Below are 16,331 nucleotides of genomic sequence, written 5' to 3'. Positions count from 1 at the left end.
TTAACGTTTCCCTCGGCTCACTCTGCCCGCCCCTCGTGCTCGGGCAAGCCCCCCCAGGCCAAGCCAGCTTAGGGCCCGAGTGACGGGTCCGGGGCCACGCGCGGCCAAGGCCTCCCGCGCACCGGGCTCCTGCCGGGCGAACGACAACAACATGCCAAGCGCGGCGAGCGTCGGCAACAGGGCCGATCCGCCGTACGAGACCAGGGGCAGCGGGATGCCGGTGATGGGCAGCACGCCGATCACCGCGCCGATGTTGACGATGGCCTGCCCGGCCACCCAGGCGACCACCGCGGCGGCGCTGAGCCGGACGAAGGCGTCGTTGACCCGGGCGGCCACCCGCAGGCCCGCGTACCCGAGCAGGCCGAACAGCGCGATCACGGCCAGCGTGCCCATCAGGCCGAGCTCCTCGCCCAGGATGGAGAAGATGAAGTCGCTCTCGGCGTGCGGGATCCAGCTCCACTTCTGCCTGCTGCTGCCCAGGCCGAGCCCGAACCAGCCGCCCGAGCCCATCGCGATCTGCCCCTGCACCGCCTGGAACCCCGACCCCTGCGCGTTGCCCCAGGGGTTGAGCCACCCCTCGATCCGCTCCGACCGGTAGCCCTCGGTGATGATCATGAAGATGGTGGCCACCGTCATCAGGCCGAGGATCCCGCCGAACAGCTTGAGCGGCGCCCCCACCACCCACAGCAGCGCCAGGAAGATCATCATCAGCACGAGCGTGGTGCCCAGGTCGCGGCCGAGCATGACCATGACGGCCAGGATCGCGGTGCCCGGCATGAGCGGGATGAGCAGGTGACGCCACTCGATCCGGCCGTTGCGCGCCTTGCGCGACAGCAGGTCGGCCCCCCACAGCGCCAGGCCCAGCTTCGCCGGCTCCGAGGGCTGCAGGTGGATCGCGCCGAGGTCGATCCAGCGCTGCGCGCCCTGCTGCTCCACACCCGCGAAGATCACGATGAACAGGCCGATGATGGCCAGCGCCATCAGCGGGTAGCCGGCCCAGCGGAAGAACTGGCGCGGCAGCCGCGAGCACACCCACATCAGCGGCACGCCGATGGCGGCCGACATCGACTGCTTGAAGAACCAGGAGAACGGGCTGCCGGTCTTCTGCAGCGCCTCGATGCTGGACGCCGACAGCACCATCATCAGCCCGAGCGCCAGCAGCAGCGCGCTGCAGCCGAGGATCAGGTAGTAGGTGGTCAGCGGCCGGTCCAGCAACTCCTTGATCGCGGCGAGCTGCTCGCGGATCCAGCCGACGGGCTCCGGCCGCTCCTGCGCGGTCGCGCTCATGCCCGCTCCCGCCCCTTCAGGCGGTGTACGGCTAGCGCGAAGGCCTCCCCCCGGGCCGGGTAGTTCGCGAACATGTCCAGCGACGCCGCCGACGGGGCGAGCAGCACGGTGTCCCCGGGGGCGGCGAGCCTGGCGGCTTCGGTGACGACGCGGTCCATCACTCCAGTGTCTTGGGCGGCCAGGTCGACGACGGGGACATTCGGCGCGTGTCGCGACAGAGCTTCGGCGATCCTGGCCCGGTCGACGCCGATCAGCACCGCGCCGCGCAGCCGGGGGGCGGCCTGCCGGACCAGGTCGTCGACGTCGGCGCCCTTGAGCTGGCCGCCCGCCACCCAGACGATCGACGGGTAGGCGGCCAGCGAGGCGGCGGCGGCGTGCGGGTTGGTCGCCTTGGAGTCGTCCACGTAGTCGACCTCGCCGACGCGGTCGACCAGCGCCATCCGGTGCGGGTCGGGGACGAAGTCGGCCAGTCCCTGGCGTACCGCCGCCGCGGGCACGTCGAGGGTGCGGGCCAGGGCGGCGGCGGCCAGGGCGTTGGCCACGTTGTGCGGCGCGAACGGGTGCACGTCGGCCAGGCCCGCCAGTTCCTCGGCCTCCCGCCGCGGATCGGCCACGAACGCCCGGTCGACCAGCAGGTCCTCCACCACGCCGAGCTGACCGGGCCTGGGCACGCCGAGCGTGAACCCCACCGCCCCCTCGTACGGCGCGGCCAGCCCGGCCGCCGCGGGATCGTCGGCGTTGTAGACCACGGTGCCCGCCCGCTCGAAGACGCGCCCCTTGGCCCTGGCGTACTCCTCCAGCGAGCCGTGCCAGTCCAGGTGGTCGGGCGCGACGTTGAGAATCGCCGCCGCGTGCGGGGCCAGGCTGCTCGACCAGTGCAACTGGAAACTGGACAGCTCCACGGCCAGCACGTCGTACGGCTCGCCGACCGCCTCCACGACCGGGACCCCGACGTTGCCGACGGCCACGGCCCTGCGACCGGCGGCCAGCAGCATCGAGGTGAGCATCCGCACCACGGTCGTCTTGCCGTTGGTGCCGGTCAGCGCCAGCCAGGGCGCGGCGTGCTCGGGTCGCAGCCGCCAGCCGAGCTCGACCTCGCCGACCACCTCGACGCCCGCGGCGGACGCGGCGGCGATCAGCGGGTGGTGCGGCGGCCAGCCGGTGGTGACCAGGGTGGTGGTGCCCTCGGGCAGCTCCGCGGCGCCGAAGCGGACCTCGACGCCGAGCCGGGCCAGTTCGGCCGCGACGAGCCGCTGGCGCTCGCCCTCGACGGCCTCCAGGACCACCACCCGCTCGCCGCGCCTGGCCAGCGCCCTCGCAGCGGCGGTGCCGGAGACGCCCAGCCCGGCCACGCAGACGACACTCATGGCCTGGGCATCCACTCGACGTAGAACAGGCCGAGGCCGACCGCCGCGCACAACCCGGCGATGAGCCAGAAACGGACCACGATGGTGGTCTCCGCCCAGCCCTTCAGCTCGAAGTGGTGCTGCAGCGGCGCCATCCTGAACACCCGTTTGCCGGTCATCTTGAAGAAGCCCACCTGGATGATCACCGACACGGTGATGATCACGCACAGGCCGGCCAGGATGACCAGCAGGAGCTGGGTGCGGGTGGTGATCGCGAGGCCGGCCAGCACGCCGCCCAGGGCCAGCGACCCGGTGTCGCCCATGAAGATCTTGGCGGGCGGCGCGTTCCACCACAGGAAGCCGATCAGCGCGCCGAGCACGGCCGCCGCGACCACGGCCAGGTCCAGCGGGTCGCGCACCCAGTAGCAGTTGGGGCCGAGCTGGTCGATGCAGTTGTTGCGCAGCTGCCAGTTGCCGATCAGCACGTACGCGCCCAGCACCACGGCCGTGGCGCCGCTGGCCAGGCCGTCGAGGCCGTCGGTGAGGTTCACCGCGTTGGAGAAGCCGACAATCATGATGAGCACCCAGACCGTGAACGCCACGAGGCCGATCGACGACGGCCCGATGTCGCGCAGGAAGGAGAGCTTCGTCTCGGCGGGCGTGATGCCGTACTCGTTCGGGAACTGCACGACCAGGATGGCGAAGACCGCGCCGACGATGAGCTGGCCCAGTGCCTTGGCACCGGACCGCAGGCCCAGGCTGCGCTGCTTGTAGATCTTGATGAAGTCGTCGAGGAAGCCGACCGCGCCGAGCCCGGTCATCAGGAACAGCACCAGCATCGCCGAGACCGTCGGCTGCGCCAGCGTCGCCAGGTGGGAGGCGGCGAAGCCGAGCAGGGCGGCGATCACGATGACCGTGCCGCCCATCGTGGGCGTGCCCTTCTTGCTGAGGTGGGCCGAAACCCCGTCTTCGCGGACTTCCTGGCCGTATCCGCGCCGGGAGAACAGCCGGATCGCGAGGGGAGTGCCGAGCATGGACAGGATCAGCCCGACCGCGCCGGCAATGATGATATCGGTCACTTGGCGACACCTCCGAGCAGCAGCTCGGCCGTCCGTTGCAGCTCCATCGCGCGCGGTCCCTTCACCAGCACGGCGTCACCCGGCCGCAGCCAGGCGCCGAGCTGCGCCGCCGCCGCCTCCGCGTCGGCCACATGCACGATCGGCAACCCCTGCCCGGGGTACGGCAGGCCGCCCGCGGCCGTGTACGCCCCCCGCAGCACGGGCTCGGCGTCCGGCCCCGCCACGATCAGCCCGTCCAGCCCGGCGCCACCGGCCAGGCGGCCGAGCTCCTCGTTCAGCGCGGGCCCCTCCTCCCCCAGCTCGCGCAGCGCGGCGATGACGGCGAAGCGGCGGCGGCCCTGGCCGAGCGCGCCGAGGGCGGCGAAGGCGGCGCGCATCGAGTCGGGGTTGGCGTTGTAGGCGTCGTTGATCACGGTGACGCCGTCGGGGCGGTCGGTGACCTCCATCCGCCAGCGGCTGCGCGGCTCGGCCTGCGACAGCTCCTGGGCGATGGTGGCGACCGGCAGGCCCAGCTCGTAGGCGGCCGCGGCGGCGGCCAGCGCGTTGCTCACGGCGTGCTCGCCGTACAGCCGGAGGTTCACCTCGGCGGCGCCCGACGGGGTGCGCAGCGTGAAGGACGCGCGCCCGCGCTCGTCGAGGCGCACGTCCTCGGCCCGGACGGCCGCGCGCTCGGCGCGGCCGAAGAAGGTCACCCGCGCGGCGGTCCGCCCGGCCATCTCCCGCACCAGCGGGTCGTCGGCGTTGAGGATGGCCACGCCGCTACGCGGCAGCGCCTCGACGAGCTCGCCCTTGGCCTTGGCGATCGCCTCCCGGCCGCCGAACACGCCCAGGTGCGCGGTGCCGACGTTGAGCACGACGCCGATCGACGGCGGGGCGATGCGGGCCAGGTAGCCGATGTGGCCGGCGTCGCGGGCGCTCAGCTCCAGCACCAGGAAACGGGTGTCGGCGTCGGCCTTGAGCACGGTCAGCGGGTGGCCGATCTCGTTGTTGTAGGAGCCGACGGGCGCGATGGTGGGGCCGATCCGGCCGGTCAGCCTGGCCAGCAGGTCCTTGGTCGAGGTCTTGCCCGCCGAGCCGGTGACGCCGATGACGGTGGCCGGCAGCGCGGCGGCCACCTCGGTGGCCAGTGCGGCCAGCGCGGTGACGGCGTCCGGCACGATCACGCCGGGCGCCTCGGTGGGCCGGGTGCCGAGGACGGCCACCGCGCCCGCCCTGACCGCCTGGGCGGCGAAGTCGTGCCCGTCCACGCGGGCGCCCCTGATCGCCACGAAGAGGGATCCCGGCTCGACGGCCCGCGAGTCGATCACGACGGGGCCGCGCACCACGGCGCGCGGGTCGGCCATGCCAGACAAGGCGCCGGAGGTGATCTCGGCGATCCTGGCCAGCGGCAACGGGATCATAGGTTCGTCCTGCTTTCGTTACGTGCGTCCATCGCCTCGGCGACGACGGCTCTGTCGTCGAAGGGGATCACCTCGCCGGAGACGTACTGCCCCTGCTCGTGCCCCTTGCCGGCCACGACGATCACGTCTCCGCGACCCGCCGCCCCGACCGCCAGGCCGATCGCCGCGGCCCGGTCAGGCTCAATGATCACATGGGCGCGGTCGTGCGGGGGAACCTGCAGGGCCCCGTCCAGCATCGCGGCGAGGATGCGCAGCGGATCCTCCGACCGGGGGTTGTCGCTGGTGAAGATCGCCACATCGGCCAGCCGCGCCGCGGCCTCGCCCATGAGCGGGCGTTTGCCCTTGTCGCGGTCCCCGCCACAGCCGAGCACCACGGTCAGCCTACCGGTGGTGACCGTGCGCAGGGCCGTCAGCACCGACTCCACGGCGCCCGGTTTGTGGGAGTAGTCGACGATGGCCTGGAACTCGGCGTCGGCCGGGGTGACCCGCTCCATACGGCCCGGGACGCCCGCCATGGTGCCGACGCCGTGCACCGCCGTCTGCAACGGCACGCCGGCCTCGACCAGCGTGACGATCGCGCCGAGGGCGTTGGCCACGTTGAACGGGCCGGGCAGCGCCACCGTCGCGTCGGCCTCGACGCCGCCGGGGCCGACCACCCGGAAGGTGCTGCCGTCGGCGCCCAGCCGTACGTCCAGGGCCCGCCACTGGGCCGCGGGGTCGCCGGTCGCGGAGAACGTGGTCATCGGGATCTTGGCCAGCTCCAGCAGCTCGCGGCCGTAGTGATCGTCGATGTTGGTCACGCCGGCGCGGCTGAGCTCGGGCTGGAAGAGGCGCACCTTGGTGGCGAAGTAGTCCTCGAAGTCGCGGTGGAAGTCGAGGTGGTCCTGCGACAGGTTGGTGAACAGCGCCACGTCGTAGAAGACGCCGTCGATCCGGCCCAGCGCCAGCGCGTGGCTGGAGACCTCCATCGTGGCGGCGGTGACGCCCCGCTCGCGCATCAGCGCGAACAGGCCGTGCAGGTCGGTGGCCTCGGGGGTGGTCAGCTTGGGCTCGAAGACCAGGTCGGCGGCGTGGATCTCGACACCGCCGACCAGGCCCGTGGTGTGGCCCGCCGCCTTGAGCCCGGCCTCCAGCAGGAAGGTGGTGGTGGACTTGCCGCTGGTGCCGGTGACGCCGAGCACGGAGATGTCGTGGGCGGGCTGGCAGTAGACCCACGAGGAGATCTGGCCGAGCAGCGCCCGGGGATCGGCGACCACCAGCACGGGCAGGCCCGTGGCCGCGGCCGCGGCGCGCCCCCCGGGGTCGGTCAGGATGGCCGTGGCGCCGCGCGCCAGGGCCTCCGCGGAGAAGTCGGCGCCGTGGGCGCTGCCGCCGCTCACGGCGACGTAGAGGTCTCCTCGCCTGACCTGGCGGGAGTCCATGGTGACCCCTGTCACCGCGGCATGCGGTGAGCGCGAGGTGCCTGACGGAGCGTCAAGCATGGTCGCGAGCCCGGTCAGCGGGCGGGGCGGACTGGTCGATGGACGCATAGACGACGGGGGACGCACGGCGAGAGCGTACCTTCCCTGCTCATTGTCCGGCGCGGATCCGCGCGGGCGGCGCGTCCGAGCCTGTCGGAGGAATCTTCTTGGTCTTGATGGCGAACGTCATCACGTCCTTGAAGACCGGGGCGGCGATCTGGCCACCGTAGTGCTCCTTGGCGGGTTTCTGCACCACCGCGAGCACCACCAGGCGCGGGTCGTCGGCGGGCGCGAAGCCCACGAAGGAGGCGGTGTAGCCGCAGTAGCCCTGGCAGGCCGTCTCGTAGCGCATCGCGGTGCCGGTCTTGCCCGCCACCCGGTAGCCGGGGATGGCGGCCAGCGCTCCGGTGCCCTCGGCGCCGACGGCGGCCTCGAGCATGGAGGTGATCTGGTCGGCGGTCGTCTCACTCACCACCCTGGTCCGCTTGCCGGGCGCGGCCTGGACGTACCTTCCGCTCGTGTCGGTGCTGCCGGCCACGATCCGCGGCTGCATCCTGATGCCGCCGTTGGCGATCGTCTGGTAGACGCTGGCCATCTGCAGCGCCGTCACCGAGACGCCCTGCCCGTAGGCGACCGTGCAGCTCTGGCTGCCGGACCAGACCTTGTAGTCGGGCAGCAGGCCGGCCTCCTCGCCGGGGAAGCCGCCGCCCGGCCGGCTGCCGAAGCCGAACGCCTTCAGCATCTCGTGCAGCTTCTGGTCGCCGACCTTGCGCGCGGCCATGATGGTGCCGACGTTGCTGGAGGTGGCCACGATCTTCTCGAACGGCATCGCCTCGGGCGGGTGCGGGTGCGCGTCGCGCAGCACCTTGTCGGCGCACCGGATGTGGTCCTTCACCTGGAAGACCGTGCCGGGGGCGACCGCGCCGCCCTCCAGGGCCGCCGCCGCGGTGATGACCTTGTTGGTGCTGCCGGGCTCGAAGACGTCGGTCACCGCCAGGTTGTTCCGGCGCGCCTGCGGGGCCTTGCTCCAGTTCTTCAGGTCGAGCTCGGGGGCGTTGGCCATGGCGATCACCTGGCCGGTGCGCACGTCCATGACGATGACGGTACCGCTCTCCGCCTCCACCGCCTTCACCTGGTCGGCGATGGCCCGCTGCGCCGCCCACTGGATGTCCCTGTCGATGCTCAGGCGCACGTCCCTGCCCTCGACGGGCGGGTCCTTCTGGCTGTACGTCATCGGGATGCGCTGCCCGAAGCGGCCCTGCTCGATGCGCTGCTTGCCGTCGCGGCCGGCGAGCACGTCGTTACTGGCCCGCTCCAGGCCCTCCAGGCCGTAGCCCTCGTCGCCGACGAAGCCGATCAGGCTTCCGGCCAGGTCGCCGCCCGGGTAGTCCCTGCGGTACTGCATCTTGGTGGTGACCGCCGGCAGTTCCTTCTTCAGCAGCGCCTCGGCGACCAGCGGATCCACGTCGCGGGCGATGAGCTGGTAGCGGGAGGTGGTCTTGGCGAGCTTGGCGGCGATCTCGGCCTCGGGCTTCTGCAGCATCGCGGCCATGGTCGAGGCGACTTTCGCCCGCTGCTGGGGCAGCACCTTGCTGGGGTCGATGGCGATCTCGCGGGCCTCGACGGTGATGGCCATGGCGTGGCCGTTGACGTCGGTGATGGAACCGCGCTTGGCCGGGATGACCTCGCTGATCAGGCGCTGGTCGGCGGCGCGGGCCTCGTAGATCTTGGAGTCGAGCCCCTGGAGCTGGATGAGCCGCCCGGCGAAGATCGACAGCACGAAGGTCATGCCGATCAGGCCGATGTTGATCCGCCGGCGCGGGCTGCCGAGCCGCAGCACCAGCGGCGGCCGTGGCGGCGGTCCAGGCGGCCTGCGCCCCGGCGGGCCGCCGCGCGGCCTGGGCACGGCGGACTCGCCCGCCCCGCGCGTACGCGGGCGGACGATCGTCTCCTCCACATCACGGGTACGGCCGCGCGGCGGTTCGTCGCCCCGGCTGCTTCTGCGGGGCGGGTCTTCGTCCCGGGGGCGGCTGCGCGGCAGGTCGTCGAACGGGTCGGGAGCCGAGCCCTCGGGGCGCGACCTGGCCCCGGGACGCCGGGCAGGCCCCTCCGCGGCGCCTGGGCGGTTGCGCGTCGCCGGGCCGTCGGCGGAGTCGGGGCGCTCGCGCCGGCTCGGCCCGTCCCCGGCGTCGGGGCGCGGGCGGCGGCCCGGGGCCTCGGGCGGCTCCGGGCGCGGGCGGCGGGGCTGGTCGTCGGAGCGCGGGCGGCGCCTCGGCTCCTCGGGGTCGTCGGGCGAGGCCGGGCGGCCCGTTCCCTCGGTACGGCCAGGGCGACCCGGTCGCCCGGGACCTCCCGGCGTACGACGAGCGGCGCCTGGCCCTCCCTGAGAGCCGGCGCCGCCTCGGCCGGGACCCGGTCCCCGGCCGCCCGATTCCCTCACCGGTCCTGGCCCACCTGGGTCTCGCTCTCGCCGGTCAGCCGGCCGTTGGTGTACACGTTGAGCTGCGAGTCGGGGCGCAGGTTCGGGTCGGCGAGCTTGGACAGGTTGTTCGGGTCCTCGGCCTCGGCGTTCTGCCGGGCGAGGCGGTCGTTGTCCAGCTGCAGCTTCTCGGTCTCCTTGCGCAGTTGCCCCGCGGTGAAGGAGTCCTGCGCGAGGACCGTGTTGAGCAGCAGCAGGCTCACCAGGCCGCCGCAGAGCAGGCCGACGACGAGCAGCACGAACGGCGCGCGCTGCCGTCCGGCGGGACGGCGCACGGCCTTGGGCCGCTCGTCGGCGGCGGGACGCGGGCGGGGCACGGGCCTGACGCCCGGCGACGCGCCCGGCGCGGCGGGCCGGCGCACGCCGCTCCTGCCGGGAGCGGTCACAGGCGCGCCGCCCCTCGTGGGCGCCCCTCGCCTGATCTCCTGCTCAGTCCTCGTCAACACGGATCCTCTCTGCCGCCCGAAGCCGGGCCGAGGCGGCCCGCGGGTTGCGGGCCAGCTCTTCTTCAGTCGGGAGCTCGGCTCCCCTCGTCAGGTGGCGGAACCTCGGCTGGTGAGCCGGGAGTGGGACGGGCAACCCGGGAGGGCTGGTGTCCCTGGTTCGCGCCGCGAGGACCTGCTTGGTCAGCCGGTCCTCCAGGGAGTGGTAGGAGAGCACGACGACTCGCCCACCCAGCGTCAGCGCGTCGAGTGCCGCGGGGAGCGCCCCTTCGAGGGCGGTCAGCTCCGCGTTGACCTCGATACGCAACGCCTGAAAAGTCCTTTTTGCAGGGTTCCCGCCAGTACGGCGGGTCGCGGCCGGAATCGCTGCACGCACGATGTCCGCCAGCCGCTTGGTCGACGTTATGGCTTCCTTGGCCCTTTCCTGGGCAATTAGGCGCGCGACACGCGGTGCGAACCGTTCCTCGCCATAATCACGGAGGATGCGGGTTAGCTCCCCGGTCGAGTAGGTATTGACCACCTGCTCTGCGGTGAGCTCTTGCTCCGTATCCATCCGCATGTCGAGTGGCGCGTCATAGGAGTAGGCGAAACCCCGCTCCCCCTCGTCGAGTTGCGGCGAGGAAACGCCCAGATCGAACAGCGCGGCGTCGATCGTCGTCCGCCCGGCCCGGGCGAGCACCTCGGGCAGCTCGTCGGAGGCCGCGTGGACCAGCGTGACGCGGTCTGCGTACGGCGCGAGCCTGCGCGTGGAGAACTCGATCGCGAACGGGTCGCGGTCGATCCCGATCAGGTGCAGCGCCGGATGCGCGGCGAGCAGCGCCTCGGAGTGGCCGCCGAGCCCGAGATTGGCGTCGACGGCGACGGGAGCGGGCCCGGACAGCGCCGGGGCCAGGAGCTCCAGGACTCGCTCGAGCATCACGGGAACGTGACCGCCCGTGCCCGCCGCGTTGCCGTTGGTATGCATTCCTGAACCCCCCTCCTACTGTGGCGTCCGCTCGCGGATGACGCGACGCCGATCTGCCGGTGTACATCCCTGTGCTGGGTCCCCACCCGGTGCCGTCCGGCCAGGTCCCCATCCGCACCCTCTTCGTGGACGCCCGCCATCTGACACCGGGGAAGGTGCATCAGCTGGCGGACGAGTGGTTGCGGGTGGAGACCTCGCCGAACGACATCACCGACGGATCGACCGTGACTACAAGATCCCTGGCAGCACCTCCTCCGACAGATCGGCGAATGCCTGCTCCTGGTCGGACAGATAGGTGTCCCAGGCCTTCGCGTCCCAGATCTCCAGCCGGGTGTTGGCCCCGATGACCACGCACTCACGATCCAGCCCCGCGTACTGGCGCAGGCCCTGCGGGATCGTGATGCGCCCCTGCTTGTCGGGAGTCTCGTCGGACGCGCTGGCGAAGAAGACGCGGCTGTAGTCGCGGACCGCCTTGGCGGTGACCGGGGCGGTGCTGAGAGCCTCGGTAATGCGCTGGAACTCCCCTACTGGAAAGACGTAGAGGCATCGCTCCTGGCCTTTGGTGATCACAAGACCCTCCGCCAGCTCCTCACGGTACTTAGCCGGCAGGAACAGCCGTCCCTTGTCGTCCAGACGCGGTTGATGGGTGCCGAGGAACATCGGCTCCACCTCCCGTGCCTCATGAAGCGCCTAGCGCTGGTGCACCGGCCCTCCACTGCGCACCACCATACTCCACTTCTCCCCACCGTCAACTGATTCAACCCGTCTTAACCGGGCGTTCCCGCCGCGTTACCGCAGGTCAGAGCGGTGGAGCAGAGTGGAGGGCGCTGGGCGCCCGCTCAACCCTCATGGGCGTGTCGAGGGTTGAAAGGATCGACGAAATCGGGCTATCCACCCCTCTGGCCCGCTCGCATGGAGGAAAGTGGAGTGTCCCCCGGACGGTTGTGTCACCGGATTCGCACGACTATGCGACAAGAACACGACGAGACAGGCGAACACTGTGTGTTCGCGGCCCTTCACCCAAATATCCACAAAAGTCGCTCCGGAACCCCCATCGTCGTAGGGTCGGTACACACAATGGAAAAGGAATGCAGGCCTCCCGCAAAAACAGCTCGGCGCGGGAGAGCCGTAGCACTTCTCGTGGAGGCCTGGTGGCAGTAACCCATGACGTCCCTGACCAACTCGAGGAGTTGGTCTCCACCGCCCACCGGATCCGGCAGGCCATCGAGTCGGTGATCGAGGGGAAGAGCGCCGCCGTCCGGCTGACCCTGACCGTGCTCCTCGCCGAGGGCCACCTCCTGATCGAGGACGTCCCAGGAGTGGGTAAGACCATGCTGGCCAAGGCGCTGGCACGGTCCATCGACTGCCCCGTACGGCGCGTGCAGTTCACCCCCGACCTGTTGCCCAGCGACATCACCGGGGTGAGCGCCTACAACCAGCAGACGCGCGAGTTCGAGTTCAAACCGGGCCCCGTCTTCGCCAACATCGTGGTCGGCGACGAGATCAACAGAGCCTCCCCCAAGACCCAGTCGGCGTTGCTCGAATGCATGGAGGAGCACCAGGTCACCGTCGACGGCGTGACCTACCGGCTGGACGCCCCCTTCATGGTGATCGCCACGCAGAACCCGATCGAGATGGAGGGCACCTACCCCCTGCCGGAGGCGCAGCGCGACCGTTTCACCGCGCGCGTGGCGATGGGCTATCCCGAGCCGGCGGCCGAGCTGGAGATGCTCGACGTGCACGGCGGCACCTCCCCGCTGGACAAGCTGGAGCCCGTCGCGACGACAGCCGAGGTGCGCGCGCTCATCGGGGCCGTACGCGGCGTCTACGTCTCCCAGCCGGTGAAGAGGTACGCCATCGACCTGGTGACCGCCACCCGGCACTCGCCCGACCTGCGCCTGGGCGCCTCCCCCAGGTCCACCCTGCAGCTCGTACGGGCGGCCAGGGCCCACGCGGCCCTGTCGGGACGCGACTACGTCATCCCCGACGACCTGCAGGAACTGGCCATCCCCGTGCTCGCGCACCGGTTGCTGCCCAGCGTCGAGGCGCAGGGCCAGCGGCGGCTGCCCGAACAGGTGGTCACCGAGCTCGTCCGGCGCGTGCCGGTGCCGGAAACCCGTTCGCAGTGAGGGGGTCCGGATGAGAGTCGGCCTGCGGGCACTCACCTCTCGCGGCAGATCCTTCCTCGCCTCCGGCCTGGCCGCGCTGCTGATGGCGCTGCTGCTGGGCGAGCACGACCTGCTCAGGATCGGCGTGCTCATCGTCTCGCTGCCCCTGCTGGCCGCCCTGGTGGTGACCCGCACGCGGTACCGGCTGAGCTGCGCCAGGCGCCTCGACCCGCCGCGGACCGAGGTGGGCGGCGAGGCGACGGTGACGCTCCGCCTGGAGAACGTCACCCGGCTGCCCACCGGGCTGCTGCTCATCGAGGACACCGTTCCCTACGCGCTGGGCGCCAGGCCCAGGTTCGTCCTGGACCGGGTGGAGTCCAAGGGCATCAGGGAGATCGACTACCGGGTGCGCTCCGACCTTCGCGGCCGCTTCACCATCGGCCCGCTGTCGGTGCGCATCACCGACCCGTTCGGCCTGGTCGAGCTGACCAGGGCGTTCACCATCAGCGACACGCTGGTGGTGACGCCGCAGGTGGTGGCACTGCCGCACGTGCGGCTGTCGGGTGAGTGGACGGGGGGCGGCGACAGCCGTACCAGGAGTGTGGCGGCGGCCGGGGACGACGACGTGGCGCCGCGCGAATACCGGCAGGGCGACGACCTGCGGCGGGTGCACTGGCGCTCCACCGCCAGGCACGGCGAGCTGATGGTGCGGCGCGAGGAGCAGCAGTGGCAGAGCCGCGGCGCGCTGCTGCTCGACACCCGCAGGCACGCCCACCGGGGCGAGGGCCCGCGCTCCTCCTTCGAGGTGGCGGTGTCGGCGGCGGCCTCGATCGGCGTGCACCTCGCACGCGAGGGGCTCGGCCTGCGCCTGGTCACCGACCAGGGCGCCGAGCACCTGACGGACACCGGGCTGAGCTGGTCGCTGCTGGACACCCTCGCCGTGGTGCGCAACAGCCCGCTCCGCTCGCTGGAGACGGGCATCACCGCGCTGCGCCAGGGCGGCGGGGACGGCCTGATCGTGGCCGTGCTCGGCGCGATGGAGCCGGAGGAGGCCAGGGAGCTGGCCAGGCTCAGGCACGGCAGCGTGACCGGTGTCGCCGTGCTGCTGGACGTGGAGTCGTGGGACGTCGGGGACGAGGGCTCGGCCGAGCGCCACGAGGCGGTGCGGGCCGTGCTGGCCGGGTCGGGCTGGCGCATCGTCAGGCTGCCCGCGGGCAGCTCGATCGCCTCGGTCTGGGCGGAAGCCGCAGGTAAGGGCAGGTTCGCGCTCGGCTCGATGGGAGGCGCGGCATGAGGCTCCCGATCGCGGCGGGCGTGGCCACCATGGCGACGGCGCTCACGCTCTACCCCCTGTTCAACGGCGGCGCGTGGCTCTGGGGCTCGCTCGGCGCGGTGCTCGTGCTGACCGCGGTGGGCGTGGTCGCCGGGCGGCTGGCGCTGCCCGGCTGGTCGGTGCCGCCGGCCGGTCTGGTGGCGCTGTTCGTCTACCTGACCGCCACCTTCGCCGGCGCCAAGGCGTGGGCCCTGGTCGTGCCGACCAAGGAGTCGACGCTGGCGCTGGCCCGCCTGCTCGCCACCGGCTACACCGACATCCAGCGTTTCGCCGCGCCGGTACCGGTCAGTCCCGGCATCGCGCTGCTCACCACGGGCGGCGTGGGCGTGATCGCGATCCTGGTCGACCTGCTCGTGGCCAGGTTCCGGCGGGCCGCGCTGGCCGGACTGCCGCTGCTGGCGCTGTTCACCGTACCGGCCGCGGTGCTGCCCGACCCGATCAGCTGGCCGGCGTTCATCCTCGGCGCACTGGGCTTCACCAGCCTGCTGATCGCCGACGGCCGTGAGCGGGTGGGCCACTGGGGCCGGGCGGTGCTGGTACGGCGCGCCAAGATCGCGGCCACCACCGCCACCCGGGAGACCGCCGACACCCGCGGGCTGCGCCTGTCCGGCAAGCGCATCGGCTTCACCGCGATCGCGCTGGCGGTGCTGGTGCCCGCGCTGCTGCCGACCCTGGAGCCCAACCCGCTGTTCGGGTTCGGCGTGGGCGGCGTCGGCGGCGGCGGCAAGGGGAACTCGATCAGCATCCCCAACCCGATCGCCAGCCTCAAGGGCCGCCTGCAGCTTCCGGAGAACGAGACCGTTCTCACCTACACCAGCAGCGACGACGCTCCCCGCTACCTGCGCATCTACTCCCTGGACAGCTTCGACGGCGAGCAGTGGACCATGAGCCCGACCGGCAACCCGGAGAACCGGGTGGACAGGGGCCGGCTGCCCGCGCCGCCGGGACTGGCGAGCGGCACCGAGGTGGCCCGCATCGAGACAAGGATCGAGATCAGTGACGCGGTCGCCAACCTCAACTTCCTGCCCCTGCCCTACCCTCCGGGGACGGTGCGGGCGGATGGTGACTGGCGGGCCGACGTCTCCTCGCTGATGGTCTTCTCCACCACGGACGAGGCGGCCGGGCTGGACTACGAGGTGGTCAGCACCGAGCCCAAGCCGACGACCCGGCAGCTCAAGGACGCTGGGGCGGCCCAGGATCCGGTCGTCGAGCGACGGTACCTGCAGGTGCCCGGCGATGTGGAGCCCGAGGTGCGCGCGCTGGCCAACCGGGTGGTGGCGGGCAGCGCGTCGCCGTACGAGGCGGCGGTGAAGCTGCAGGAGTTCTTCACCAAGACCGGAGACTTCGTCTACAGCCTGGAGGCGCAGGGGCACGGCAACTCCGCGATGGCGGACTTCCTGCTGCGCAGCAAGGCCGGGTACTGCGAGCAGTTCGCCTCGGCGATGGCGGTGCTGGCCAGGATCGCCGGCATCCCGGCGCGGGTGGCGATCGGCTTCACCGGCGGCACCAAGATCGACAAGTCGTGGCAGGTGCGCACGCACGACTCGCACGCCTGGCCCGAGCTGTACTTCGAGGGTGTGGGCTGGCTGGCCTTCGAGCCGACCCCGACCGGCAGCCTCGGCCAGGGCACGGCCCGCGTGCCGTCCTACACGGTGCAGCAGCCGGAGGCGGGCCCGGAGAGCACGACCCCGACCACGGGTCCCGGCCAGACCTCCGACACGCCTTCGGGCGGGCCCACCAACGCCCGCGGCAACCGGTTCAACGACCGCGAGGAGGCGCTGCTCGGCGGCTCGTTCACGCCCGAGGAGAGTATGCCGGTGGGCGTGCGGATCGCCATCGGGGCGGGCCTGCTGCTGCTGGTGCTGCTCATCCCCGCAGGCGTGCGCCTGATCACCAGGAACCGGCGGATCAGGGCGCTGAGCTGGAAGGTGGCCCAGCCCTCCGACGAGCTGACGGCCAGGGCCGGGCGGCGCGACGTGACGGTGGCCGCGGTCTGGGCCGAACTCGACGACGTGCTGTGCGACTACGGGATGGCCAGGGCGCCGAGCGAGACGCCGCGCTCACTGGCCAGGAGGCTGGCCGAGCAGTACGAGTTCGACGCCGACTCGGCCGCCGCGATCGCCACGATCGCCTCCACGGTGGAGCGGGTACTGTTCGCCCGCGACCCGGGCGGGGTCGAGCCGCTGCGGAAGGAACTGCGCGCCGTACGGCGGGCGCTGGCGGCCAGTGTGTCACGCGGCAGGCGGCTGCGGGCGGCGCTGCTGCCCCCGTCGACGCTGCGGCGGATGCGGGGCATGGGCGAGGGTCTGCTCGACGGCTTCGACCGCCTGGAGAACATCAGACTGCGCAGGACGGCAGTGCGAAAGGGCGCCTGAGGCGTCGCCGATCGTGCGGTCGCTCCCTCGGACGGGGGGCGACCGCACGTTCGTCTA

At 72.0% G+C, this 16,331-nt stretch carries 12 protein-coding genes; 3 read left to right on the top strand and 9 right to left on the bottom strand.

Features of this window, described 5'->3' with window-relative positions; genetic code table 11:
• From ftsW to mraZ, 9 genes are all read right to left on the bottom strand, one after another.
• A complete protein-coding gene (ftsW, locus tag ABZ911_RS05300) occupies positions 1-1,287 on the bottom strand; it encodes a putative lipid II flippase FtsW (RefSeq protein WP_358052100.1) in 1,287 nt (428 codons plus the stop codon).
• Positions 1,284-2,654, bottom strand: coding sequence for a UDP-N-acetylmuramoyl-L-alanine--D-glutamate ligase (murD, locus tag ABZ911_RS05295; protein ID WP_358052098.1), 1,371 nt, complete (start codon positions 2,652-2,654; stop codon positions 1,284-1,286). The genes ftsW and murD overlap by 4 nt, the downstream gene beginning before the upstream one ends.
• Positions 2,651-3,712, bottom strand: coding sequence for a phospho-N-acetylmuramoyl-pentapeptide-transferase (gene mraY / locus ABZ911_RS05290; protein WP_358052096.1), 1,062 nt, complete (start codon positions 3,710-3,712; stop codon positions 2,651-2,653). The genes murD and mraY overlap by 4 nt, the downstream gene beginning before the upstream one ends.
• Positions 3,709-5,112, bottom strand: coding sequence for a UDP-N-acetylmuramoyl-tripeptide--D-alanyl-D-alanine ligase (gene murF / locus ABZ911_RS05285; protein WP_358052094.1), 1,404 nt, complete (start codon positions 5,110-5,112; stop codon positions 3,709-3,711). The genes mraY and murF overlap by 4 nt, the downstream gene beginning before the upstream one ends.
• Entirely contained in the window at positions 5,109-6,641 is a 1,533-nt protein-coding gene (locus ABZ911_RS05280; protein WP_358052092.1) for a UDP-N-acetylmuramoyl-L-alanyl-D-glutamate--2,6-diaminopimelate ligase, read from the bottom strand. The genes murF and ABZ911_RS05280 overlap by 4 nt, the downstream gene beginning before the upstream one ends.
• Positions 6,642-6,681: 40 nt before the next feature.
• A complete protein-coding gene (locus tag ABZ911_RS05275) occupies positions 6,682-9,012 on the bottom strand; it encodes a penicillin-binding transpeptidase domain-containing protein (protein ID WP_358052090.1) in 2,331 nt (776 codons plus the stop codon).
• On the bottom strand, positions 9,009-9,494 hold the full coding sequence (locus tag ABZ911_RS05270; protein ID WP_358052089.1) for a hypothetical protein: 486 nt from the start codon (positions 9,492-9,494) through the stop codon (positions 9,009-9,011). The genes ABZ911_RS05275 and ABZ911_RS05270 overlap by 4 nt, the downstream gene beginning before the upstream one ends.
• Positions 9,481-10,458, bottom strand: a complete 978-nt coding sequence (gene rsmH / locus ABZ911_RS05265; RefSeq protein WP_358052087.1) for a 16S rRNA (cytosine(1402)-N(4))-methyltransferase RsmH — start codon at positions 10,456-10,458, stop codon at positions 9,481-9,483. The genes ABZ911_RS05270 and rsmH overlap by 14 nt, the downstream gene beginning before the upstream one ends.
• 228 nt (positions 10,459-10,686) lie before the next feature.
• Entirely contained in the window at positions 10,687-11,118 is a 432-nt protein-coding gene (gene mraZ / locus ABZ911_RS05260; RefSeq protein WP_358052085.1) for a division/cell wall cluster transcriptional repressor MraZ, read from the bottom strand.
• A 491-nt stretch (positions 11,119-11,609) separates the two neighbouring features.
• Between mraZ and ABZ911_RS05255 the strand changes: the two genes are divergently transcribed.
• Genes ABZ911_RS05255 through ABZ911_RS05245 form a run of 3 tightly spaced genes read left to right on the top strand, consistent with a single transcriptional unit; the run spans position 11,610 to position 16,274 of the window.
• Positions 11,610-12,587, top strand: coding sequence for a MoxR family ATPase (locus ABZ911_RS05255; RefSeq protein ID WP_358052084.1), 978 nt, complete (start codon positions 11,610-11,612; stop codon positions 12,585-12,587).
• 10 nt (positions 12,588-12,597) lie between these two features.
• Positions 12,598-13,860, top strand: a complete 1,263-nt coding sequence (locus tag ABZ911_RS05250; protein ID WP_358052082.1) for a DUF58 domain-containing protein — start codon at positions 12,598-12,600, stop codon at positions 13,858-13,860.
• On the top strand, positions 13,857-16,274 hold the full coding sequence (locus ABZ911_RS05245) for a DUF3488 and transglutaminase-like domain-containing protein (protein WP_358052080.1): 2,418 nt from the start codon (positions 13,857-13,859) through the stop codon (positions 16,272-16,274). Before ABZ911_RS05250 ends, ABZ911_RS05245 begins: the two co-directional genes overlap by 4 nt.
• Positions 16,275-16,331 lie beyond the last annotated feature (57 nt).

The sequence above is a fragment of the Nonomuraea sp. NPDC046570 genome (genome assembly GCF_040645915.1).
In the GTDB taxonomy this organism is placed as follows: Bacteria; Actinomycetota; Actinomycetes; order Streptosporangiales; family Streptosporangiaceae; genus Nonomuraea.
This window is presented reverse-complemented; position numbering and strand designations above follow the sequence as displayed.

Bases quoted from the DNA above. Each gene is read 5' to 3' on its own strand.
- ftsW (WP_358052100.1), bottom strand. From the start codon at position 1,287: ATGAGCGCGACCGCGCAGGAGCGGCCGGAGCCCGTCGGCTGGATCCGC.
- murD (WP_358052098.1), bottom strand. From the start codon at position 2,654: ATGAGTGTCGTCTGCGTGGCCGGGCTGGGCGTCTCCGGCACCGCCGCT.
- murF (WP_358052094.1), bottom strand. From the start codon at position 5,112: ATGATCCCGTTGCCGCTGGCCAGGATCGCCGAGATCACCTCCGGCGCC.
- ABZ911_RS05280 (WP_358052092.1), bottom strand. From the start codon at position 6,641: ATGCGTCCATCGACCAGTCCGCCCCGCCCGCTGACCGGGCTCGCGACC.
- rsmH (WP_358052087.1), bottom strand. From the start codon at position 10,458: ATGCATACCAACGGCAACGCGGCGGGCACGGGCGGTCACGTTCCCGTG.
- mraZ (WP_358052085.1), bottom strand. From the start codon at position 11,118: ATGTTCCTCGGCACCCATCAACCGCGTCTGGACGACAAGGGACGGCTG.
- ABZ911_RS05250 (WP_358052082.1), top strand. From the start codon at position 12,598: ATGAGAGTCGGCCTGCGGGCACTCACCTCTCGCGGCAGATCCTTCCTC.
- ABZ911_RS05245 (WP_358052080.1), top strand. From the start codon at position 13,857: ATGAGGCTCCCGATCGCGGCGGGCGTGGCCACCATGGCGACGGCGCTC.